Raw genomic sequence first — 22,270 nt, 5'->3', positions numbered from 1 at the left:
GGGTGAACTCCTCTCACGGATCGGTGTCGTCGGCGAGGAGCCGGTCCGCCGCCCCGAGGCCGAGCGCGGCGGCGACCTTCTCCTCGATCCAGGTCCAGGCCTCGCGCTCGGCGGGGCCGGCCGTCTTGGAGACCGCGATGAAGAGGTATCGCATCTCCGAGAGCACTTTCTCGGGCGGCAGGCGGTCGAGGCGCGTCGAGAGGATCGCCGCCTCCAGCACCGCCGCCTGGGCCCGGTTGTAGCCGGTGAAGGGGCGGTGGGCCTCCTCGTGCACGATGCGGGCGCGGAAGCGCGGGCGCACCGGATCGTCCTCGACCGCGACCACCTCGAATTCCCGGTGGCCGTAGGCCTCGGCGAGGCGGCGGCCCGGGATGCGCGCGCAGGGCAGGGTGGCCCAGTCGCGCCGCCCGGTGACGCAGCCGGCGATCACCCGCATGTCGGCGGGGGCGGCGGCCGCGAAGGTCGGGTTCGCCTCCAGGTTCGTGATCGTCGGCGAGGGCCGGAACGGGGCGAGCACGAAACCGTCGCCCTCCTGGATCAGCCCGAACGGCACGAGGTGCAGGCGGTCCGCCGCCTGGGTCGTGACGATGGTCTCCAGGATCAGCGGCACCGCTCACTCCGTCCCGTCGGGCGCGCGGGCCGGCCGGCGCCCGTGCAGGGTGTGGCCGACCTCCTTGAACGCGGTGGTGTCCTCCGCCGCCGCATCCGCCGCGCAGCCCCAGTCCAGGGGCTCGTCCTGCACGTAGCGCTTGCCGAGCCGCCAGGCGAGTTCGGCTTTGGTCAATTCCCCGCCGAGATAGAAGGCGTGGCCGCCGTCGGTCGCCACGTCGAGGTCGGGGAAGAACGCCATGGCGTCGGTGCCGACCTTGTGGATCGCCCGGTTGTAGACATGGACCCCGTCCTGCGCGACCGCGACGCGGTAGTTCGGGTCGCGCACCTCGGCGGCCAGCGCCGCGATCTCCTCGGGCGTCTGCGTGTAGGGGCGCTTGTCGTGGAGTCCGAGGAGCTGGCGGCCGTAGCCCTTCGGCAGCGCCCCGTCGGCGCGGGCCGCGTACATCACCCGCCGGGCGGCGTCGTGCTCCTCGACCGTGCGTCGGGTGTGGTTCGAGACCTGCACGATCAGCACGTTGCGGATCGCCAGTTCCGAGCACAGGCCGACCAGGAGCGCCGTCACCCCGACGCTGTCCGCCTCGGTCAGTTCGGTCAGGTTGCCGGTCCCCATCATCATCTCGATGTCGGGATGGCGGCGGCGGGTCTCGTGGTAGCGCACGATCGAGGCGGCGAAGCCGAAATGGATCGGCTCCAGGATCGGGTCGGCCAGGAAGGGCTTTCCCGCCGCCCGCATCCGCGCGATCGCGCGGTCGAGGGACTCGAGGTCGTCGGGCCGCACCGGCACCAGCACCGGCACGGCGTCGGTCTCGAAGGCGAGGTCGAGGCTGTCCTCGTTGAGGCTCAGCAGGAAATCGGCGCCCGCCCGCGCGCCCCGGGCGAGTTCCTCGCGGTCGAAGGAATCGACGCTGACCCGCAGGCCCGCCCCCTTCAGCAGCCGCACCGCCTCCTCCAGGTGCGGGAAGGGCGTGTCCGGCAGGCCGCCGAGGTCGATCACGTCGGCGCCCCGGCGGGCGAGGTCCCGGGCGCGGACGAGGATCTCGTCCGGCGTCATGCGGGAGGCGTCGACGATCTCCGAGAAGATGGTGAGGTCGTGCCGCGACAGGTCGACCTTGCGGCCGGCGAGGCCGAGATGGGCCGGCAGGTCGACGATCTCGTCGGGCCCGCGCTCGACCGGCACCCCGAAATGGGCGGAGAGCGCGGCGAGGTCGGCCCGGCAGCGCCCCGGCAGGATGACGCGGTCGGCCCCCTCCGGCAGCGTGACGCGGCGGCGGATGATCTCCTCGGTCATCAGCGCGGCGACCTTCACGCCCGCATCCGCGATGGTGCCGGTGAAGCGCTCGCGCGGGAGCGCCGCGACGACCGATTCGAGCCGCGGCTTGGCGAGGCGCCCGGTGACGAAGACGAGGTGCTCGGTCATGGCCGGCCCGGACCTGGGCGGCGGCACCCGCGCGGGAGGGCGCGCGCCATCTCAGGCCTCCGCCGGCGCGGGCGCGCGCCAGACCCGCTCGCCGCCCGGGCCGCGCAGCCGGATCTCGCCCCGGAAGCGCCGGGCGAAGCGGGGGAAGGCCGCGTCGACGAGCCCCGCCGCGACCGGATCCTCGGCCCGCGCCGATTTCACCAGGATGCAGCGCGCCGCCCCGAGTTCGGCCGCCAGGAAGAGCGCGAGGCTGTCGGAGGTCACGTCCCAGCTCTCCGGGATGGCCGGGTGCCCGGCCTTGAGCGCGGCCGGGTCCCAGACCGGCACGAGGCCCCGCGCGAGCGCGGCCGCGGGGTCGCGCGACACCGCGAGGCGCGGTTCGAGGGCCTGGAGGATCCGCGCCATGCCGCCCATCGCGTCGAGGGCGAGGCGGTGGGCGAGGCCGTCGTCGAAGCCGAGGGCCGCCTGGGCCTCGCGCACTGCCTCGGCGAGGCCGCCGCCGCCCGGCACGATCACGGCCGCGCCCTCGGCGCCCTCGGCGAGGCCGCGCAGCAGCCCGCGCAGGCGCGGGCCATCGGCCACGAGGCTGCCGCCGAGCTTCACCACGCTGAGGGGGCGCGTCATGGCGCCGTCCTTACGCCGCCGCGGGGCGGGCCGCAGCCGCGGCGAGGCGTCGCGCGGCCTCCGCGATGCGGGCGGGGTCGAGGGCGCCGCGCCGGTCGCCGCCGCCGCAGAGCCCGCCGCGGAAGCCGAGGTAATCCGGCCCGAGGGAGGCGAGCGCCGGAACGTCGTCGAGGGCGAGCGAGCCGGCGAGCCCCGAGAGCAGCCCGTGCCGCCGGCATTCCGCCAGGAAGGCGGCGAGGCGGGGCAGGGGGAGGTGGTCGGTCAGGCGCCGCCCGTCCTTGCCGCGCGTGTCGATCATGGCGCCGCGGAACCCCGCTCGCGCGAGGGCCGCCGGATCGCCGGCCCCGATCGGGTCCTCGGCGAAGAGCACCGCGATCACCGGCGCGCCCCGCGGCAGCGCGAGGCCGCGGCACGCGGCCGGCCGCGCGATCTTGAGGTAATCCACCCCGGTTCCGCGGAGCTCCGCCAGCATCCGGGCGGCCTCGGCCGCGTCGCGGGGCTCGCCCGCCACGGCGCTGGTCAATCCGCCGGGGGAAGCGGCGACGATCGCCCGCACGGTCGCGGCGGGCAGGCCGCCGAGGGCGCCGCGGTCGGGGTCCTTGGCATCGACGAGGTCGGCGCCCCGCGCGCGGGCGAGGGCCGCCTCGGCCGCGTCGCGCACGCTGACCAGGAGCCGCACCCGCGGGCGGGCCGGGAGGGAGGGGGAATCGGGCAAGGGTCAGGACCGGTCGGGCAGGGGGTCGGCGAAGAGGCGGTTCTTCACCAGCCAGCGCAGGCCGTGAAGCCAGGTCTCGTCCGTGTCCCCGCGGATCACCACCTGGCCGCCGCGCAGCACCTTGCCGCTCTCGCTGTCCGAGATGGTGACGCTGAGGTTCATGATCTGGTTGGTGTTGCGCTGGACGTAGCCGTAGATGGCGAGGCCGGCGCCGGCCTCCCTGGCGATGCGCTCGGCGCAGCCCTCGCACTTGTAGAGCGGCGCGTCCTTGCGGATCTCCTCGGCCTTCGGCGCGAGGTCGACCGCCTGCACCGTCTCCTGCTCCGCCACCGCCCGGCGCAGCGCGTCGGTGATCAGCGCGAGGCGGCGGGCCTCCTCGGGGCGCGGCGGGCGCCCGCCCACCACGCCCGGGTCGAGGAGTTCGATGCCGAACACCGCCGCACTCCGCGGCGCGGCGAGCGCGGCGCCCGGCAGCAGCAGGGCGGCGAGGAATGGGAGGAGGCGGGCCGCACGCATCGCCGGACGATGCCACGGCGGGGGCGGCCGGCGCAACGCGGCGGGGGGCGGCCCCGTGCCGGCGGCGGCTTGGACTTTCGGGTGCGACCGCGCGCCATCCCCGTCTTAGATTTCCCTTATCGATAAAGCGTTGAGCGCACGGGAGAATTCTGGTTAGCGTGCCGCCCGCATGGCGTGCTTCCCCGGCCTCCCCCTGATCCGGACCGGCCTCCTCGCCGCGGCGCTCGCCGCGGCCGCGGGGCCGCTGCCGGCCCTCGCCCAGAAGGCTCCCCCGGCGGCGGCGCCCGAGGTGGCGCCCCCGGGCGCGGCCGAGATCCGCATCGGCCTGATCTACCGGCCGCCGGCGGCGCCCTCCTCCTACGACGCGCAGGCCGCCCCCGAGGACGAGGGCGTGGCGGGCGCCCGCATGGCGGTGCGCGACAACAACGCCACCGGCCGCTTCGTCAAGCAGTTCTACGCCCTGGAGGAGGAGGCGCTCGCCGCCCCGGCGCCCGGCGGTCCGCCCCCGCGGGATCCGGTCGCGGCCGCCCGCGACCTCGCCGGCCGGGGCATCCGCTTCATCGTGCTCGCCCTCGCCGGGCCGGAGGTGCTGGCGGTGGCGGACGCGCTGAAGGACACGGGCGTGACGCTCTTCAACGCCGCCGCGCCCGACGACCGCCTGCGCGGGGCCGATTGCCGGGCCAACGTGTTCCACGTCGCGCCGAGCCGGGCGATGCAGACGGACGCGCTGGTGCAGTTCCTGGCCTTCATGCGCTGGCGCAAGCTCTTCCTGATCGTCGGGCCGCAGGAGGGGGACCGGCTCTGGGCCGAGGCGATGCGGCGCTCGGCGAAGAAGTTCGGGCTCCAGATCACCGCCGAGAAGCCCTGGACCTTCGGGCCCCTCGCCAAGGCGCGGGGCGACACGCCGACCCGGGCGGAGGCCCTCGTCTTCACCCGCGGCCTCGACTACGACGTGGCCGTGGTGGCGGACGAGGCGGGGGATTTCGGCGATTACGTGCCCTTCCACACCGTCGACCCGCGCCCCGTGGTGGGCACGCAGGGGCTCTTCCCGACGACCTGGCACCCGACGCTCGAGGTCTGGGGGGCGGCCCAGGCCCAGAACCGCTTCCGCCGCCTGACCGGGCGCCTGATGCGGCCCCTCGACTACCAGTTCTGGACCGCGATCCGCGCGGTCGGCGAGGCGGCCCTGCAGACCAAGAGCGCGGATCCGGCCGCGATCGCCGGGCTCCTCGCCGATCCCGCCTTCGCGCTGCCGGCCTACAAGGGCGTGTCGCTGAGCTTCCGGCCCTGGGACAGGCAGCTGCGCCAGCCGATCCTGCTGGTCCAGCCGAGCTTCCTGGTGGCGGTGGCGCCCGAGCAGGGCTACCTGCACCAGCGCACGCCCCTCGACACGCTCGGCTTCGACCTGCCCGAGACGCCGTGCAAGCTGGCGAAATCGTGAGGCGCGGCCCGCGCCTTCCCGCGGCATAGCGGGGCCGACGGCCCGCAGGGGCAAGACGAAGCCCATAGGGGCAAGACGACGGACACCCGGAGAGGAACCGACATGCGCCGCCACCGGATCAGGGACGCGCTCGCCCTCGCGGCGTTGGGGCTCGGCCTCGCGGCCGCGCCGCCGGCGCGGGCCTACACGGTCTACGTGACGAACGAGAAGGGCAACTCGGTCAGCGTCATCGACTCGGCGACCCTGCAGGTGACGGCGACCTGGCCGGTGGGGCGGCGCCCGCGCGGCGTCACGATCAGCCGCGACGGCAAGGAGCTCTACGTCTGCGCCAGCGACGACGACCGCATCGACGTGGTCGACACCGCCACCGGCAAGATCACCAAGTCCCTGCGCTCGGGGCCGGACCCGGAACTGTTCATCCTGGCGCCGGACGGGAACCCCCTCTACGTCGCCAACGAGGATGACAGCCAGGTCACGGTGCTCGACGTCGAGAAGAACCGGATCGTCGCCGAGATCCCGGTGGGCGTGGAGCCGGAGGGGATGGGCCTGAGCCCGGACGGCACCATCCTGGTGAACACCTCCGAGACCACCAACATGGCCCACTTCATCGACACCCGGACGCACCAGGTGATCGACAACGTGCTGGTCGACGCCCGGCCCCGCTTCGCCGAGTTCTCGGCCGACGGGAAGTGGCTCTGGGTCTCGGCCGAGGTCGGCGGCACCGTCGCGGTGATCGACGCGGAGGCGCGCAAGGTGGTCAGGAAGATCTCGTTCAAGATCCCGGGCGTCACCGACGAGCAGATCCAGCCGGTCGGCGTGCGGCTGACCCGGGACGGCAGCCGCGCCTTCGTGGCCCTGGGCCCGGCGAACCGCGTCGCCGTGATCGACGCCAGGACCTTCGAGGTCGAGAAGTACCTGCCGGTGGGCCAGCGCGTCTGGCAGCTCGCCTTCACGCCGGACCAGAAGCAGCTCTTCACCACCAACGGCACCTCGAACGACGTCTCGGTGATCGACGTCGAGAGCCTGAAGGTGGTGAAGAGCATCCCGGTCGGGCTGCTGCCCTGGGGGGTGGCAGTCTCGCCCCGCTGAGCATCACGCGCCGGAGCGGTCGCCGGTTCGGCGGCGGCGATGATGCAGGAACAAGAGGTCGGCAGAGTTGCCCCGCGCCGCTCTGCTGAGGCCGCCCCGCTTCCCCACCAGGACAGGCTCATGCACGCGCTCCTCCGCAAGGCCGCCCTCTTTGCCGCACTGGCGGCCACTCTCGCGGCCACTCTCGCGGCCACCGCCCGCGACCTCGCCAAGGGCCGCACCGACTTGCCCGACCTCGTGCTCGGCGACGACCAGGGCAACGACTACGCGGTCTCCGCCAAGGATATCGAGATGGAGGCCGGCAAGTCCTACCGGCTCCGCATCACCGCCAAGGGTCAGAAGGAATACAAGTTCTTCGCGCCCGACTTCTTCCGCGGCGTCTGGATGAATCAGATCATCGTGAACCATCTCGAGGTCCACATGGCCGGCCCGCCGCACCACCTCGAATTCGACGACCAGGGCACGATGGAGGTCGAGTTCGTGGCGGTGCGGGCCGGCGAGTTCCCGTGGTTCGTGCAGGGGCTGGAGAGCCGCGGCATGACCGGGCGCTTCATCGTGAAGTGAGGGCGTTCCGCCCCGCGCCGCGGCGACCTACATCATCCCCCGACCGAGGAGGAAACCGGATCCCCATGCGCGCCACCCTGTGTCTGATCGCCGGCCTCGCGGGCGGCCTCGCGGGCGGCCTCGCGGCCGCGCCGGCGAGGGCCGACGACGCGGCCTCCTGCCGCGACGGCATCGCGATGATCAAGGCCGAACTGGCCAAGTCGCCGGCCGAGCCGCTCCAGCGCAGCCTCAGGAAGGCCCTGCGCACGGCCGAGCGCGAGCTGGGCGAGGGCGAGTTCGACGAGTGCATGGACGCGGTTCGGGACGCCGGCAAGGCCCTCGGCCGATGAGCGCCGCCTCGCCCGAGCCGGCGCCGGCGCTCGCCGTCGAGCGCGTCAGTCACCGCTTCGGCAGCCGCGCGGCCCTCGACGACGTCTCCCTGCAGGTGCCGAGGGGGCAGTTCGTCGCCCTGCTCGGCCCCAACGGCGCCGGCAAGACCACCCTGTTCTCGGTGGTCACCCGGCTCTACACCAACCAGGAGGGGGCGGTGGCGATCTTCGGGCACGACCTGCGCCGGGAGCCCTCGCGGGCCCTGGCGCGGCTCGGCGTCGTGTTCCAGGCCCGCACCCTCGACACCGACCTCACCGTCCGCCAGAACCTGCTCTACCACGCGGCGCTCCACGGCATCGCCCGCCGGGCCGCCGAGGCGCGCATCGCCGCCCTGCTCGCCCGCGTCGGCCTGATCGACCGGCGCGACGACAAGATCCGCACCCTCTCGGGCGGCCAGTCGCGGCGCATCGAGATCGCCCGCGCCCTGATCCACGCCCCCGACCTCCTGCTCCTCGACGAGCCCACCGTCGGCCTCGACCTGGAGGCCCGCTCCGACATCGTCGCCATCGTGCGGGCGCTGGTGCGGGAGGAGGGGCTCTCGGTGCTCTGGGCCACCCACATCTTCGACGAGGTCGAGCCGCAGGACCGGGTGGTGGTCCTGCACCGGGGCCGGATCGTCGCCCGCGGGCTCGCGGGCGCGCTCAGCGAGCCCTCCGGCTCCCTCGAAACCTCCTTCCGCCAGATCGTGGCGGAGCCCGGCCGGAGGCAGGTCGCATGAGTTCCGCTCCCGCCCTCCCGGCGCCCGACAAGGCGGCGTCCCGCGGCCGCCTCGACGCGACCGGTTACCTGATCTGCTTCCTGGGCATCACGCGCCGGGAGTTGCTGCGCTTCTTCAACCAGAAGGAGCGGTTCTTCTCGGCCCTGGTGCGCCCGCTGGTCTGGCTCTTCATCTTCGCGGCGGGGTTCCGCAACACGCTCGGCCTGTCGATCACGCCGCCCTACCAGACCTACGTGCTCTACGAGGTCTACGTGGTGCCGGGCCTCGCGGCGATGATTCAGCTCTTCAACGGCATGCAATCCTCGCTGTCGATGGTCTACGACCGCGAGGTCGGCTCGATGCGGGTGCTGCTCACCAGCCCGTATCCGCGCTGGAGCCTGCTCTTCGCCAAGCTCGCGGCGGGCGTGGCGGTCTCGATCATCCAGGCCTACGTCTTCCTCGCCGTCGCGGCCTTCTGGGAGACCGACATCCCCTGGACCGGCTACCTCGCGGCGCTGCCGGCCTTCGTGGCCTCGGGGCTGATGCTCGGCGCGATCGGGCTCTTCCTCTCCTCGCTGGTGCGCCAGCTCGAGAACTTCGCCAGCGTGATGAACTTCGTGATCTTCCCGATGTTCTTCGCCTCCTCGGCCCTCTACCCGCTCTGGCGGGTGAACGAGTCGAGCGCGACGCTATACTGGATCTGCGAGGCCAACCCCTTCACCCACGCGGTGGAACTGGTGCGCTTCGCCCTCTACGGCGCCTTCGAGCCGGTCGCCTGCGCGGTGGTGCTCGGCACCGGCCTCCTCTTCTTCATCCTCGCGGTGATCGCCTACGACCCCGGCCGCGGCCTCCTCGCCCGGCGCGGCGGCCCGGCGGGCGACGCCGCCTGACACGGACGGGATCCCTCGTGACGATGCTCCGCACCCTCGCCCTCGCCGCCCTCGCCGCCGCCTGGTCCGCCGCCGCCCTCGCGCAGCCGAAGCCCGATCCCGAATGGCCCTGCCCGCAGCGCAAGGTGCCGACCCTCGGCTTCGGCGCGGTCTGGACCGGGCCCGACCCGACCCAGGCCCTGCAGGATTGGGGCCGCGACCGCGAGGCGGCGCAGCTCGCCCAGAAGCTCGCCTCGCGCAAGACGCCCCTCGACGAGGTCGATCCCCTCCTGGCCGAGTTCGTCGAGAAGGCCGGGCCGGACAAGGCCGAGCGCCTGACCCGCGTCTTCGCCGGCGTGTTCGACGTCATCAACGGCGAGCGCGGCAAGGTGGTGGCCGGCATCGGCCGCTACGCCCGCGGCCAGCGGGTCATGGCCGAGCGCATCCGCGACGAGGCCGGCCAGATCAGCGAGATCAAGACCTCGCCGGACGTCAAGGAGACGAAGGAGCTCAGCGAGCTGGAGACCCGCTTCAACTGGGACAAGCGGATCTTCCAGGAGCGCAGCCAGTCGCTGACCTACGTCTGCGAGGTGCCCACGCTGCTGGAGCAGCGGCTGGGCGAGATCGCCCGCAAGATCCAGGCGAAGCTCTGAGGCCGGCTCGCCCGCCGGGGCTCCAAGGGTCCCCTCTCGGTCCGCTCTCGGTCCCGCGCCCGGTCCTCTCAGTCCCGGACCGCCCGGTCGCCGTTCACGAGATGGTCGAGGCCGCGCGCCGCCTGCGCGCCGTCGAGGCGCACGAGCTTCGCCCCGGTGACGTCGGCCCCGGTCAGGGTGGCGCCGGCGATCCGCGCGCCGGTGAGATCCGCCCCGGAGAGGTCGGCCCCCGTCAGGTCGGCCTTCGACAGCTCGGCCCCGGTCAGGCTCGCGAAGTCGAGCTTGCCCCGAGACAGGTCGGCCCCCGCGAGGTCCGCGCGGTCGAGCTTGGCCGAGACCAGCACGGCCCGGATCAGCCCCATCGACTGGTTGCGCATGTCGGCGCCGCCGCGCACCCCGCGCAGGCGCGCGCCCGTGAGGTCGGCCCCGGTGAGGTCGCCGACGATCCGCGCCCCCGACAGGTCGGCTCCCGAAAGGATCGCCCCGCGGCCCTGCAGGGCGAACAGGCTCGCGCCGGCGAGCCGCGCACCGGAGAGATCCGCCTCCAGCGCCCAGGCCTGATCGAGCACGGCCCCGGAGAGGTCGCTGCCCCGCAGCTTGGTCCGGTTCAGCCGGGCGAGGCGCAGGTTGGCCCCGCGCAGGTCGAGGCCGGACAGGTCGAGTCCCGAGAGCCGCCGGCCCGAGAGGTCGAGGGGCCGCCCGCCCGACGCCGCGATCATGGCCTCTACGGCCTCGCGGCTGGTCTCGGGCTGCGCCATGTCGGGAGAGGTGAGATCGACGTGCCGCATCATGTCCTGGGCCGCCGCGGGCCGGAGCAGGGCTGCCGTCAGCGCGGCCGCGGCGACCGCGACGATGGGGTGCCGCATGCGCATGCGCGTCCTCCCGGATGCGGGCTCTCGCCGGCCCGCCGCGCATCTGGGCCGGGACCTGCATCCACGACAAGGCTCGCCCGTCCCCGCGCCCGCATTCTCACGCCCTTGTGACCGCTGCGGGGAGACGCCGTGGCCCCGGCTAACCCTTTGCTCGAACTGCGAACCCTGTGCCCCGCTCGGGGGTTGGTGAAGTCCTCGCGCCGAATCTGCCGAAAAGGCCGACCGGCAATCGCCTTGACAGGAGACCCCACCCATGCGCATGACCATCGCCGTGACGAGCGTCCTCGTCGCGCTGTCCGGCACCGCGCCGGCCTTCGCGACGTCCTGTGCCGAGCAGATCGCCACCATCGAGCGGCGACTCGACAGCGCGGGCGCGGCCTCCGTCACGGGAAGCACCGGCACGCAGACCGGTTCGCCCCGTGCACTTCCGACGCCGCCCGGCGGTCAGCCGAGCGATCCCGGCGTCAAGCCCGATCCGCAGAAGATCGCGCAGGCCCGTGCCCTGATCGCGAAGGCGCGCGAGCAGGACAAGGCCGGCCAGGCCGATGCCTGTGAGGACACGATGACTCAGGCGAAGACGCTGATCGGGGCGCTGCCCTGATCCGCGGAGACGCCCGCGTCGGATGAGTGGCGGATGACTTGGAGTCCGGCCCGATCCGGATCCTAGGGTGCCCGCGACGCCACGGAGTCGGTCGGCGCCAGTGAGGCCGTCCGGCGCCGCTCGCAGGACACCTTCAGATAGTTGGTGTCGCGGTCGACGAGGTTGCTGCGCGCGGCCAGCGTCTCGCCCTGCATCATGCAGGCGACGGGCGAGGGCGCGGGCGCGATCACCACGTCGAGTGCCGTGTCGCGCGAGCAATCCGGTCCTGCGAGCGTCTTGGCGCAGATCAGCGCCACCGTCAGAAAATCGGCCATACCACCTCCACCGGCCAATCCGCGGTCACGCAACCGGCGGCTCCCGGGCCGGACGAAAGCCCGCCGTACTGAACGGTGGTGAGGCGAGGAATGTGCCATTCCCGGCTAACGGAATTCCTTTGCGACCTTATGCTGCACCGCAGCAACGGCGGCCGCGCGCGGGCGGCCAGCGCGGCGCCGGCGCGGAGGGGGCGGGCCCGGGCAATCGGCCGATGGGCCGGGATGAGGCGCCGCGGAGGCAGTCTCGGGCCCGCGACGTCGGTCCTTCGCGGTGAATCTCGCCTCGGCGGTCTGCCTGCCCCTGGGATCCGGGGGCGGCGGATGATCGGCGGGTGCCGCCGCGAGGCAGCCGGCGCCGCCCGCGCCCGCTACACTTCACCGCATCTCAGAAAATCTGAATGTTGGGCGCGGAAAATCTTTCGGGGTGCAGCGGGAGCCCGCCGCGAGGCGCGGCGCGCAACGCTCGGCCGCGGCGGATCTGCCTGAGGAACGGGCAGTGCGGCGGATCGGCCGGGAGAGGAGCGCGGCCGCTCAGGGCTCCGGGGCTGCCTCCGGAACGGGCACGACCTTGCCGGGATTGAGGATGCCGTCCGGGTCGAGGGCGGCCTTCAGGCGCCGCATCAGGTCGAGGGCGACCGGGTCCTTGTAGCGCAGGAGTTCGTCGCGCTTGAGCCGGCCGACTCCGTGCTCCGCCGCGATCGAACCGCGCATGGCATGCACGAGATCGTGCACGATCCGGTTGAAGCGGGGCCACAGGGCCAGGAAGTCCGGCGCCGCCATGCCGACCGGCTGCGTCAGGTTGAAGTGGATGTTGCCGTCGCCGAGATGGCCGAAGGCGCAGACCCGCACGCCGGGCAGTTCCGCCTCGCAGGCCGCGCTCGCCCGTTCGAGGAAGTCCGGGACGCGCGAGACCGGCACCGAGACGTCGTGCTTGATCGAGGCCCCCTCCCGCCGCTGGACCTCGGACAGGCTCTCGCGCAGGTGCCACAGGGCCCGGCCCTGCGCCGTGCTGCGGGCCAGGGCCGCGTCCTCGGCGAGTCCCTCCTCCAGCGCCGCGGCGAGCAGCGCCTCCAGCGCCGCGTCCGCGTCGGGCGCCGCGGAGGAGAGCTCGACGAGCGCGTAGGCCTCGTGGTCGCCGCCGAGCGGCCGCACCGCGCCGGGGGCGTGCCGCAGCACGATCTCCAGGCCGAAGCGCGGGACGTACTCGAAGGCGGTGAGGCGCCCGCCCGCCCGTTGGCGCAGCTGCGTGAGCAGGGCCAGCGCCGCGCGGGCCGAGGCCAGCCCCACGAAGGCCGTCGCCGTGGAGGCCGGCCGCGGCGAGAGTTTCAGCACCGCGGCCGTGATGATGCCGAGCGTGCCCTCCGAGCCGACGAAGAGGTGCTTGAGGTCGTAGCCGGCATTGTCCTTGCGCAGGGCCGTGAGCCCGTTCCAGACGCGCCCGTCCGCCAGCACGACTTCGAGCCCGAGCACGAGGTCGCGTGCGTTGCCGTAGGCGAGCACCGCCGTGCCGCCCGCATTAGTGGAGAGGTTGCCGCCGATCCGGCAGGAGCCCTCCGAGGCGAGGGAGAGCGGGAACAGCAGGCCCTCCGCCTCGGCCGCCGCCTGGACCTGGGCGAGGATGCAGCCCGCCTCGGCCGTGAGCGTGGCGTTCTCCCGGTCGATCTCCCGGATGCGGTCGAGGCGGGCGAGCGAGATCACGATCCCGCCCTCCGGCACGCCGCCGCCCACGAGGCCGGTATTGCCCCCCTGCGCCACCACTGGCACCCGGGCGGCGGCGCAGGCCCGCACCGCGAAGGCGACCGCCTCGGTGTCGGCCGGTCGCACCACGGCGAGCGCCGCGCCCCGATAGAGGCCGCGGGTTTCCGCGAGGTGCGGGGCGATCGCATCGGCGTCCGTGATCACCTGGGCGGCGCCGAGGCGTCCGCGCAGGGCGTCGAGGAGGTCGGCGTGGGGGGAGTGGGGCATCGCGGTCAGAGGGTGAGGCGCCAGGATGGCGTCCCGCGGGGGCGGCCTCTAGATAGCGTGTCGGCCCGGGCCTCCCAAGTGGCCCGGGCCTCCCAAGTGGCCCGGGCTTGCCAAGTGGCCCGGGCTTGCCAAGTCGTTGGCCCGGCTTCTCCGAGATCGAGGCTCATGCTCTCCGTCATCCCCAATCCCCCGCGCACGGCCCTTCCCATCGAGGGGACGGACGACCTCTTCCCGGTGCGGCGCGTCTACTGCGTCGGCCGCAACTACGCCGCCCATGCCCGCGAGATGGGCGCCGACCCGACCCGCGAGCCGCCCTTCTTCTTCATGAAACCGGCCGACGCGCTGCAGGTCGTCCCGGACGGCGAGACCGTCGAGCATCCCTACCCGCCCAAGACTGCCAACTACCATTTCGAGGTGGAGCTCGTGGTGGCCCTCGGCCGCGGCGGGCGCGACATCCCGGTCGAATCGGCCCTCGACCACGTCTACGGCTACGCGGTCGGCCTCGACATGACGCGCCGGGACCTCCAGGACGAGGCCAAGAGCCTGCGCCGGCCCTGGGAGCTCGGCAAGGCCGCCGACGCTTCGGGGCCGGTCGGTCTGCTGCGCCCGGCCTCCGCGATCGGGCATCCGGCGCGCGGCGCGATCACGCTCACCGTCGACGGCGCGCTGCGCCAGTCGGGCGACCTCTCCGACATGATCTGGTCGGTGCCCGAGCAGATCGCCTACCTGTCCGCCTACTTCGCCCTGGAGCCCGGCGACGTGATCTTCGCCGGCACGCCGGAGGGGGTCGGTCCGGTCCTGCGCGGCCAGACCATGGAGGCCCGCATCGCGGGCGTCGGCGCCATCCGCCTCAAGGTGGTCTGAGTCGGATGGCGACGCGCACGCAGCGCCTGCTCGCGCGGGGCGCCCACCTGGTCTGGCGCGTCTCGCGGGGCATGACCCTCGGCGTGCGCGGCGCCGCCATCGACCGGGAGGGTCGGGTCTGCCTGATCCGGCACACCTACCTGGACGGCTGGCACCTGCCCGGCGGCGGCGTCGAGCCCGGCGAGACCGCGCTCGACGCCCTGGCGCGGGAGTTCCGCGAGGAGGCCGAAATCGAGATCGACCCCGGCGCCGCCCGGTTGCACGGGGTCTTCTTCAACAGCCGGGTCTCGCGCCGCGACCACGTCGTCCTCTACGTCGCGCCGGTCTTCGCGGTGCGCGGGCCCAAGCGACCCGACCGCGAGATCGCCGAGGCGGGGTTCTTCCCCCTCGGGGCGCTCCCGGCCGGGACGAGCCCGGCGACCCGGGCGCGCCTCGACGAGATCGCCCACGGCCGCCCCCCCGCGCCGCTCTGGTAGCCGGCGCGAAAAAAGCGGCGCAGCACCCCTTGCGCCGCCGGCCGGAATGGTGTTTATCCCGGCCATCGGCAGCGGCGCAGCGCCAACGCCGAAGAGAGCGGGTGTAGCTCAGGGGTAGAGCACAACCTTGCCAAGGTTGGGGTCGAGGGTTCGAATCCCTTCGCCCGCTCCAAAATATACTTCCTACAGTGATCGACGGCTTTCGTAAGCTGGGTCAATGCGGAGACAATGCCGGCGCGGCTGTGCCTTGTCTCCATATTGCCTGCGACGCCATGCGTGTCCCCGGCGGTACCTGGACCGCGGCGGTGGCACGTTCGCGTCCGTCCGAAGGCCGACATGCCGAGCCGCCCTGCCGCCGTTGCGAACCGGTGCATGGAGACCAGGGCGGGCTTTGGATACGGACCGGGCGAAGCCGGGCCTCGCCGACCATGCAAGATCGAGATGCGCCGACCGCGAGGGGGGATGGGCATGAGCCCGACCTGACCGACGCGTCGTGCTCGGCTGTGGGCCGCCAGGGGCGGCCGCGAACCCTCCTGACCGGTCGCAAGGCGCGCGACCTGAAAATCGGCCGCATCGCGAACCAGATCCGCGGCTCGTCCTGCCCGATGAGGAAAGTCGCGGACGCGCCGGGCGCCCCCCATCTCGCCGAGAGGCGCGAGGGCAGATCGAAGCCGCGCGGACCCTGCCGCAAGGCCGAGTTCAGGGCGTCCGCCCGCCCTTCGCAGGCCTGTGACTCAGCGGCCGACCGATGGCTGTCGCCGGATCGCAGCCCTCCTCGAGCGCGAACGACGGGTCGGCGATCGGCCCGTCGTCACCGCCGAAAGGGCTCACCGCATCACCGGCAACACTGCCATGGAGCGGGGGGAGCATGCGCCGGTCCGCGAGAGCCGCATTCGCGATGGCGAGGATGGCGATGCGCTCGACCCGGCGCTGGTGCTCCGATGGGCGGGAGTTTGCCCGCCGGGATGGCGACATCATCCGCCTCGCCCCCGTGACGGACGTCTTCGACCGTGAGGTCGCCGGGTGGATGCGGGAAGCCGCCGGGAAGCGGTTCGCCGCGACCCGCACTCGCCGAGCCGCCGAGCACCTCTCCGACAATGGCGCTGCCTTGACCGCAAGGGGCACGGGGCTGTTCGCTCAGGCGCCTGACCTGACGCCCTGCTTCGCGCCGGTTGCCAGCCGGAGCGGCCCGTACGAGGCCTTCCTCAGAACTCTCAAGCGCCGCTCCATCCGATGTCGCGGCGTCCGGACGCCGGAACCGCGCCGCGGCTCAGCGCTGGACGGATCGAGAATTGCATCGAAGCCCATCCACGATCCGCGCTCGAAATGACGTCTCCAAGGCACCTCATCAGAGCAAAAGCGATCGAGCCGATCTGCCCGATAAAACGCGGAGAATTCCCATGCTGACACGGGACATTGTAGGCAATTTCCGCAGCTACGGACGGCAGAGTCAGACGCATGTCCATGGCTACATTCAGGCTGTTCTGCCTGTGTCCGGTGAGATGGAGATGAGCGCCGGAGGAGAAAGCAATCGATTGACTCCCTCGAAAGCGATCATCCTGGGCCCTGGAACCGAGCACAAATTTCAGAGCACGAGAAATGGCATCTTTCTGGTCATCAATATTCAGGCCGATGCGGCAGTTTGTGCCGACAAAAAGAGCGGTGGATTTGTCATAGGCGAAATCACGCCATCGCATCAAAGATTGATGAAGTTCCTCGCGGAGGAGTCTTTTCGGGCTCCCGGTGAGCTGTTCAAGTGTGCGTCCCTCTTCACGGCCATCATTGAGCTAATAAAGCAGAGTTCGCCGCGAGATTTTCCGATGCTGGAAGGCGGAAAACACTGGAATTTCGGCATATCGGAGACCGTGCAGGCGGCTGCGAGGAAGAACGGGATGTCAGAGGCGACTTTCCGCCGTGCGATCAGACGGTCCTTCGGTGATTCACCGAAGCGGCTGCAAATGGAGGAAAGGCTTAGTCATGCGGAGCACCTTCTCATTTCATCGGATCGGCCCGTTTCCTCGGTCGCATTGGAGGTCGGCTTCAAAAGCCCGTCGTCGTTCACGAATGCGTTTCGCCGACGACACGGTGCCACGCCATCAGATTTCAGAGCGGCCCGGCGGCTTGCGTCTCAGCATGCTGACACGCGCGGCGACTACGGCGCCGGAGGTGATCAGGAGCGCCGCGAGGACGAGCGTGACGGACAACGCGGCCTTGCCCAAACAGATAAGGATGAATGTTGAAAGCAGCGGTGCCGCATACGAAACGGTTCCAAGCAATTGGATGTCTCCGTGCTTCACTCCGACGTCCCAAAAGTAGAACGCGGTACCGACCGGGCCGACCCCGAGCATGAAGATCGCTGCCCAGCCGAGATACGTGGTTGGAAAGACGGTTGCTTCTACGAAAACATGGAGAAGCCAAGACGCAGCAGCGGTGACGAGGCAGAAAACAAAAACACTTTCGGTCGGTATATCACCAAACCGCCGCGACACGACGGAGTAGCTCGACCACGTGAGGGCGCAGGCAGCGGCCAGTGCGAAGCCGGTGAGGTAGGTGTCCGAGAAATCGAGCGATTGGTTGGCGATGATGAGGGCCGCGCCGCAAAAGCTGAGGAGGGCGCCCACCACATGGCCGATCCGGAAACGCTCGTTCGGCAGCAGGCTGGAAAAAAGAACGATGAGGAGCGGCCAGAGATAGGCGATCAGGCTCGCTTCCGCGGCCGGGGCCAGCCGCAAAGCGTAGAAGTAGAGAACGTGGTACCCGAACAGACCCAGCGCGCCGAAAACATAAACAGGCCATTTGATCAGACCGAGAGCTGAGAGATGACCTCGCCAAAGAGTCCAGCCAAATCCGATCAAGCCGCCAATGGTGAAGCACACGCTATTGAGCAAAAGTGGAGGGGTTGGCGTCGCCCCAATGGTCAATGCAGCCAAAGATGACCACAGAACAACCGCCAAAGAGCCGACGATTGTTGCGCGTGTGCGGTGTGTCAGCGATTTCATCTTGCGCACCGCAGTCAAGCCGCCCTGTTGATGCGCCGCGAGATAGGATCGCTGTGTGAAATGGGCCATGTGCCTGTCTGCAGGATGGTCCTGTAGCTTTCCATGCCGTTGACTTCGACGAGCGAGCGCACGCGAAGCAGGTTCAATTCATCCTTGGTCCACTCGCCGTTCGGTGCATCGTTCATCGTCGCGAACTCGTGCGAGTAGCCTTCATCCGTATTCGTGGTCGCGTAGGGCCGCAATGTCGGAAAATGCGGCGCGCCGGGAAGTGGCGTGAAGATGAAAGGGTTCATGTAGGACGCACCCGCCGCCATCAGGAACCGGCCATATTCGAACGTCCTTTCGATGTCTTCCCGTGTCTCCACGTAGAGCTTGCGACCGGCGGTAGGATTCACGAATCCGAACATCAAGCCGCCCGTGGCGTGGATCGCATTGTCGTACAAGATATTGAGGACGCGCTGTGTATAGTATTCGAATGTGTTGATCGGCGGCTTGTTGGCGGTTCCAAGCGCCTCGAGGTTGCTGCTTTCAACGGCAAGGTAGAGGCTGTAGCATCCGCTCTCACGCATTCGTTTCACCATGCGGTCGAGGGTGAGACCCGACCTCTTCGCTCTCAAGAGAGGCTCGAAGAGTTTCTCGCGACCGGTCTTCGCGAGGATGAAGTCCTCACTCACTTCCGGCAGCAGCGCAATCAACGAAAATAACGCGACGCCGCCCTCCTCAAACCAAGGCAATTTATATTTCTCCAGAAGGTCGCAGACCTTCAACGCCCATTCGGGATCGTGGAACAAATGGTCGTCTTCGACGATGAACTCAGTAATGCCAATCTCGACCAATTTGGCGAGGTACTTGTCGAAGGACACCTCGTTCATCTTGAGCCACCCTCCCTGGACTCGCGGGATCGTGCAGAACGTGCAGCGCACGTCGCACCCGATCGTCGTAAAGCCGTAGGTGAGGTGGCCATGATCGACCTGGCGCTTGCCGCCTGAGTGGAAGGGGCTGTCATAGAGGCTGAAATCGACCAACGAATAATCCGGCTGTGAAAACAGATCCATGGTCGGCAGAAATCCGCGAGGGCGCGTCTGGACGATTGCTCCGCCGCGGCGGAACACGATCCCTGCGACGTCCTCGATCGCGGAGTTCTTGCGGAGCGCCTCGAGCAGTTCGACAAATGTCACATCACCTTGCTGAGTGACGACGTAGTCTGCCGGGCAATCGCGCAACGCGTCTTCCGGCAAGCCAGACACATGCGTTCCACCCATGATCACGATGATGTCTTCGTCGATACCCTTGACCAGGTCAGCGAGGGCACGATTGTTGCCCCACTGGTGGCTGTAGTCGCAAGATATTCCGACGATGTGCGGCTCGAACTCCTTTATAGTCCTGCTCATCGCATCATTATTGATTCCGTAGCTCCAGATTTCGCTGCCTTCCGAAGATGTAAACGCGTGGCGCTCGTTATTCCATCCTTGATATGCTCCATCAACGATCTTGACGGCATATCCCTGTGCTTTTGCCTGTGTGCCCACGCGCAGCAGGCCCATGGGGACGCCTGCCCGTTTCATCTCTTCTATGTAGGTGATGCCCTCGGCTTGCAGATCCCGCACCAGCTTGAGGTCTCTGCTCAGATGCGGCCCCCCCTTCTTGACCAGATTGTCCGCGACGACGTCGAGGGGGCGCCTGATCCGCGTGTAGTGCGGGATCAGCAGCAAGATTCTGGCCTTCGCGGCCGCCGTCGGATCCGCTTTGACACGCAACTGCGAAATCGAGTCGGGGAGTTCGCCGCCCGTGAGTTTGCGCCCGAGCTCACTTTGCAGTGGTGGCCGGTTGGTGTCGGGGCGTAACGATATCCCGTCGGTCAGAAATTTAAGCACGGGCCATTCTCCATCCGACAGACTGCGTGAGTTCTTCGAAAAACGCTGATTCAAATAGGAAGGCCTTCTCATAACCTCGCTGAGAGGCAGCGCATGGGAGGACATCGACCTTTCTGGATACGATCGGTACGGCGCCGCATCTCAGGAGATTGGCGATGGTCTTGGTCAAGTTGACCAACGATAATTGCTGATGCCCGCTAGGATCGACGATGATTTGCGCCGCGAGGAAGTTTGACAGTTCGAGGCCTCTGTGCAGCTCGGCGAGGGCAACCGTCTGTGCGACGGCCGCGATCGCGCAAGAGGCAGCCGTGCCGACATGACGGGAATCCGTATTGGCGGAGTGAGCCAGATGCAGCGCGATGATCGCGTGGTGGCCGCTGTCACGTACCTCCCGGACACGTCCCATGATCGGGCGGAAGTTCATGACTTCGTCGCCAAGGGCGTCCTGAATGTCGTATAAGACATTGATCACGCGGACGGTGCGTTTCACCTGCACGACGAAGCCCTTCGGCAAGGACGGTCGGTTCCAGGGCACCCTAGCAAGCAGGCTTGTCTTCAACTTTGAAAATGTGTTTCAAAAAACGTCAGACGCTTTACATCTCGGGCATGAAGCCGGCGCGAGCATCGGCTGCATGAAGTGGAAGTGCATGTCTGGGTTCACGCCGCGGTCGCGGGCGATGCTGCCGGAGCAGCGATGCGATCCGGCAGGCTCATTCAGGCCGACCAGCGACATCAATGCAGTCGGCCATAGTCATGCAGGCTCCGATGCCAACCTCCCGGAATGCCGGGGCATCGGACCGTCGCCCCTCTCAAGGTTTCGACACGAGCAAATCGCTTGATGAGAATCCGGAACGGAACCAGCAATCATGACGATTGATCGTTGCTATGAGAAGCGCCGGTGATGGATTTGGTGACGCGCCGCGAAGCGATCGCCGTTGCGTCGGAGGATCTGGCCTATGCGAGGTCGCCGAGTTGCGAGAGATGGTCGATGAGACCGACTCCTTCACCGCAGGCATTGATCGTATCGAAATGGTCGTGCCAACCCGATTGGGCGATGCCGGACACGAGCGCTTCGAGCGCGGCCTCGTCCCGGCAGCGCCACACGGCGTAGAAGCTGTGGGAAGCGGGATGCCGTTGGGAGGGATCGACCCTGCCGAAGGTCATCGGCTCGACGCCAGCTTTGGACAACAGCGGCATGGCGGAATCGATGGCGGAGAGGAAGTGTTCTCGTTCGTCCTGAGAAAGGGCGAGCCACGCCGGCTTGGCTGTGTAGAGTTCGATGAGATAATGAGACACGTTCTGCCTCCTCCGAGAGGATCACTGGTCGGGATGCAGCGAGCGGAGCGCGCGCCGGCAAAGATTCAGGGTGTCCGGGGTCGGGTTCTCGGCAGTCCAGCGGGCACATAACTCCCGCACCCAATCCGGACGGTCCTTGCTGGCATCGTTGAGCCAATTGCCGACCGAGTCGCGCACGTAGCTGGATCGATCGGCCCTGAGCGGCTCGAGAATGGCGAGCCCCAATTCGGGGCGGTGGCGCAGCGCCCCGATATGGCTGCACCAGACACCGCGCGGCCGCGTCGCTTCCGACGCGAACCGGCGAAGATTGGGGGATGGAGCCCCCGTCCAGTCCGCCAGGAGGGCAACGGCCCGCTCCAATTCGGCCGCGATATGCGGGCGAAGCGCCATCCAGGCCCATTCGCGAACGCCGAAATGCGGATCGTCGGCAAAGGGCCGGATCGCGTCGAGGCGGTCTGCGAGGTCGGTTGCCCCGGGCAGGCCGATCATGAAACAGCACCAGCCGCGCACCGTGTCGGACGCGTGCGTGCCGAGGTCATCGAGACCTGAAGGACCGAGATGGTCCGCGATCAAGCGGGCAGCGAGCGGCATTCGTCTTGAAATGCCGGTTGCCGCTGCCTGCCTCATTCCGGTGAGGGCGTCGCTGCCGATCGTGGGCAGCACGTGCCCCATGAGAGCTGCGAAGTCGACCGCGAGGCATTCGGTGAGCGTCCTCGCTGCCGCACCCGTATTGAGTTGCGCCAGTCGATCGGCAGGAATGTCCGTGACCTTTCGCCCTGCGGGCTTGGCCTTGCGCACCTCCACACCTCCTAGCTGTCTCGCGGCTCGGTGGCGGCATCGACGTTTTTCCAGATACGCTGGAGGAGCATGGTGAGCGCCTCGCGGTCGGCGGCCGTGAACCCGGCGAACAGTGAGGCTATCCACGCGCTGTGTTGATCGAAGAGCTCGTGGGTGATCTCCCGTCCGGCCCCCGTCAGCACGACCGCGATCTTGCGGCGGTCGTCGAGACCGGAGCGCCGCGCGACGAAACCGTCACGCTCAAGACCATCGAGAAGACCGGTGATCGTTGCCCGCGTTACGCCGGCTCTCGCCGCCAACTCGTGCGGCGACAGTCCGTCGGGTTGGCTGCGGAGAAGAAACAGCAGGACGAACTTACCTTCGGACAGGCGAAAAGGTGCGAGGCGGCTGGCGCAATCCCTGTCGATCGCATCGGCCAGCGCCAGCAGTTCGAAACAGGAGCGCATGTTGTCCGTCCCGGCAATGGACCGCCGCTCCGCCTCCTTGAGCAACGCGAGGTGCTTCCGCTCCAACCGTTTCATATGGCACCTAACCATCGTCAAGCGACGCGACACCCTTCGGGCGCGCCCCGTGACGCCTCCGCTGACGGTCCGTGCCCATCTGCTTTCCCTTCACCCTGCCGGGCGGAAGCCACGGCGATCTCGG

25 protein-coding genes, 1 tRNA gene and 1 pseudogene are annotated in these 22,270 nt (G+C 69.6%); 13 read left to right on the top strand and 14 right to left on the bottom strand.

Going from position 1 to position 22,270, the window contains the following annotated elements; translation table 11 throughout:
• Positions 1-13: 13 nt before the first annotated feature.
• The 5 genes from M446_RS24140 to M446_RS24120 are packed head-to-tail and all read right to left on the bottom strand — an operon-like array spanning position 14 to position 3,884.
• Positions 14-610, bottom strand: coding sequence for a DUF447 domain-containing protein (locus tag M446_RS24140; protein WP_012334732.1), 597 nt, complete (start codon positions 608-610; stop codon positions 14-16).
• A gap of 3 nt (positions 611-613) precedes the next feature.
• Positions 614-2,029: a DUF6513 domain-containing protein gene (locus M446_RS24135; RefSeq protein WP_012334731.1), complete on the bottom strand. Its 1,416-nt coding sequence runs from the start codon at positions 2,027-2,029 to the stop codon at positions 614-616.
• Positions 2,030-2,080: 51 nt separating this feature from the next.
• Entirely contained in the window at positions 2,081-2,653 is a 573-nt protein-coding gene (locus M446_RS24130; protein WP_012334730.1) for a uridylate kinase, read from the bottom strand.
• Between the two features lie 10 nt (positions 2,654-2,663).
• Positions 2,664-3,368 carry a (5-formylfuran-3-yl)methyl phosphate synthase gene (locus M446_RS24125; RefSeq protein WP_012334729.1) on the bottom strand — a complete coding sequence of 235 codons (705 nt, stop codon included), beginning with the start codon at positions 3,366-3,368 and terminating at the stop codon, positions 2,664-2,666.
• Positions 3,369-3,371: 3 nt separating this feature from the next.
• Positions 3,372-3,884, bottom strand: coding sequence for a DUF3280 domain-containing protein (locus M446_RS24120; protein ID WP_012334728.1), 513 nt, complete (start codon positions 3,882-3,884; stop codon positions 3,372-3,374).
• A gap of 169 nt (positions 3,885-4,053) precedes the next feature.
• Between M446_RS24120 and M446_RS24115 the strand changes: the two genes are divergently transcribed.
• The 7 genes from M446_RS24115 (at position 4,054) to M446_RS24085 (ending at position 9,566) form a co-directional block, all read left to right on the top strand.
• Positions 4,054-5,325, top strand: a complete 1,272-nt coding sequence (locus M446_RS24115) for an ABC transporter substrate-binding protein (protein WP_012334727.1) — start codon at positions 4,054-4,056, stop codon at positions 5,323-5,325.
• A gap of 102 nt (positions 5,326-5,427) precedes the next feature.
• Positions 5,428-6,414 carry a YVTN family beta-propeller repeat protein gene (locus M446_RS24110; protein WP_012334726.1) on the top strand — a complete coding sequence of 329 codons (987 nt, stop codon included), beginning with the start codon at positions 5,428-5,430 and terminating at the stop codon, positions 6,412-6,414.
• 120 nt (positions 6,415-6,534) lie between these two features.
• Positions 6,535-6,978 carry a hypothetical protein gene (locus tag M446_RS24105; protein WP_012334725.1) on the top strand — a complete coding sequence of 148 codons (444 nt, stop codon included), beginning with the start codon at positions 6,535-6,537 and terminating at the stop codon, positions 6,976-6,978.
• A gap of 65 nt (positions 6,979-7,043) precedes the next feature.
• Positions 7,044-7,307 carry a hypothetical protein gene (locus M446_RS24100; RefSeq protein ID WP_012334724.1) on the top strand — a complete coding sequence of 88 codons (264 nt, stop codon included), beginning with the start codon at positions 7,044-7,046 and terminating at the stop codon, positions 7,305-7,307.
• On the top strand, positions 7,304-8,065 hold the full coding sequence (locus tag M446_RS24095) for an ABC transporter ATP-binding protein (protein ID WP_012334723.1): 762 nt from the start codon (positions 7,304-7,306) through the stop codon (positions 8,063-8,065). Before M446_RS24100 ends, M446_RS24095 begins: the two co-directional genes overlap by 4 nt.
• Positions 8,062-8,934: an ABC transporter permease gene (locus M446_RS24090; protein WP_012334722.1), complete on the top strand. Its 873-nt coding sequence runs from the start codon at positions 8,062-8,064 to the stop codon at positions 8,932-8,934. The genes M446_RS24095 and M446_RS24090 overlap by 4 nt, the downstream gene beginning before the upstream one ends.
• A gap of 23 nt (positions 8,935-8,957) precedes the next feature.
• On the top strand, positions 8,958-9,566 hold the full coding sequence (locus tag M446_RS24085; RefSeq protein ID WP_012334721.1) for a hypothetical protein: 609 nt from the start codon (positions 8,958-8,960) through the stop codon (positions 9,564-9,566).
• Positions 9,567-9,634: 68 nt separating this feature from the next.
• Here M446_RS24085 and M446_RS24080 read toward each other — a convergent pair whose 3' ends face one another.
• Positions 9,635-10,438, bottom strand: a complete 804-nt coding sequence (locus M446_RS24080) for a pentapeptide repeat-containing protein (RefSeq protein WP_012334720.1) — start codon at positions 10,436-10,438, stop codon at positions 9,635-9,637.
• Positions 10,439-10,691: 253 nt separating this feature from the next.
• On the opposite strand from M446_RS24080, the gene M446_RS24075 reads away from it, so the two are divergent.
• The gene (locus M446_RS24075) at positions 10,692-11,039 is read left to right on the top strand and encodes a hypothetical protein (RefSeq protein ID WP_012334719.1); all 348 of its coding nucleotides are present in this window, start codon (positions 10,692-10,694) and stop codon (positions 11,037-11,039) included.
• Positions 11,040-11,101: 62 nt separating this feature from the next.
• On the opposite strand, the gene M446_RS24070 is transcribed toward M446_RS24075, so the two are convergent.
• Positions 11,102-11,353 (bottom strand): hypothetical protein, encoded by a 252-nt coding sequence (locus M446_RS24070; protein ID WP_012334718.1) that lies wholly within the window; start codon positions 11,351-11,353, stop codon positions 11,102-11,104.
• A 531-nt stretch (positions 11,354-11,884) separates the two neighbouring features.
• On the bottom strand, positions 11,885-13,318 hold the full coding sequence (locus tag M446_RS24065) for an FAD-binding oxidoreductase (RefSeq protein WP_012334717.1): 1,434 nt from the start codon (positions 13,316-13,318) through the stop codon (positions 11,885-11,887).
• A 165-nt stretch (positions 13,319-13,483) separates the two neighbouring features.
• On the opposite strand from M446_RS24065, the gene M446_RS24060 reads away from it, so the two are divergent.
• The 5 genes and pseudogenes from M446_RS24060 to M446_RS39495 form a co-directional block, all read left to right on the top strand.
• The gene (locus M446_RS24060) at positions 13,484-14,182 is read left to right on the top strand and encodes a fumarylacetoacetate hydrolase family protein (protein ID WP_012334716.1); all 699 of its coding nucleotides are present in this window, start codon (positions 13,484-13,486) and stop codon (positions 14,180-14,182) included.
• A 5-nt stretch (positions 14,183-14,187) separates the two neighbouring features.
• Positions 14,188-14,658 (top strand): NUDIX domain-containing protein, encoded by a 471-nt coding sequence (locus M446_RS24055; protein WP_012334715.1) that lies wholly within the window; start codon positions 14,188-14,190, stop codon positions 14,656-14,658.
• 97 nt (positions 14,659-14,755) lie between these two features.
• Positions 14,756-14,830: transfer RNA gene (locus tag M446_RS24050), tRNA-Gly, on the top strand.
• Positions 14,831-15,565: 735 nt separating this feature from the next.
• A complete protein-coding gene (locus M446_RS39760; RefSeq protein ID WP_150108726.1) occupies positions 15,566-15,988 on the top strand; it encodes a hypothetical protein in 423 nt (140 codons plus the stop codon).
• Positions 15,989-16,058: 70 nt separating this feature from the next.
• Positions 16,059-16,715: pseudogene (locus M446_RS39495) on the top strand (AraC family transcriptional regulator); the annotation flags it as partial.
• Positions 16,716-16,754: 39 nt separating this feature from the next.
• Here M446_RS39495 and M446_RS24040 read toward each other — a convergent pair.
• From M446_RS24040 to M446_RS24015, 6 genes are all read right to left on the bottom strand, one after another.
• The gene (locus tag M446_RS24040) at positions 16,755-17,657 is read right to left on the bottom strand and encodes a DMT family transporter (protein WP_012334713.1); all 903 of its coding nucleotides are present in this window, start codon (positions 17,655-17,657) and stop codon (positions 16,755-16,757) included.
• Between the two features lie 14 nt (positions 17,658-17,671).
• Positions 17,672-19,531, bottom strand: coding sequence for a B12-binding domain-containing radical SAM protein (locus tag M446_RS24035; RefSeq protein ID WP_012334712.1), 1,860 nt, complete (start codon positions 19,529-19,531; stop codon positions 17,672-17,674).
• Positions 19,524-20,045 carry a hypothetical protein gene (locus M446_RS24030; RefSeq protein WP_012334711.1) on the bottom strand — a complete coding sequence of 174 codons (522 nt, stop codon included), beginning with the start codon at positions 20,043-20,045 and terminating at the stop codon, positions 19,524-19,526. Before M446_RS24030 ends, M446_RS24035 begins: the two co-directional genes overlap by 8 nt.
• A 440-nt stretch (positions 20,046-20,485) precedes the next feature.
• Complete coding sequence (locus M446_RS24025; protein WP_012334710.1) at positions 20,486-20,827, bottom strand: DUF6616 family protein; 342 nt, start codon at positions 20,825-20,827, stop codon at positions 20,486-20,488.
• A 21-nt stretch (positions 20,828-20,848) separates the two neighbouring features.
• Entirely contained in the window at positions 20,849-21,625 is a 777-nt protein-coding gene (locus tag M446_RS24020; RefSeq protein ID WP_012334709.1) for a DNA alkylation repair protein, read from the bottom strand.
• Positions 21,626-21,636: 11 nt separating this feature from the next.
• Positions 21,637-22,146: a MarR family winged helix-turn-helix transcriptional regulator gene (locus tag M446_RS24015; protein WP_012334708.1), complete on the bottom strand. Its 510-nt coding sequence runs from the start codon at positions 22,144-22,146 to the stop codon at positions 21,637-21,639.
• Positions 22,147-22,270: the final 124 nt, after the last annotated feature.

It is taken from the genome of Methylobacterium sp. 4-46, assembly GCF_000019365.1.
Lineage (GTDB): Bacteria > Pseudomonadota > Alphaproteobacteria > Rhizobiales > Beijerinckiaceae > Methylobacterium.
Note: the sequence above shows the minus strand (reverse complement) of the source record. Positions and strands in the feature narration are given on the sequence as shown.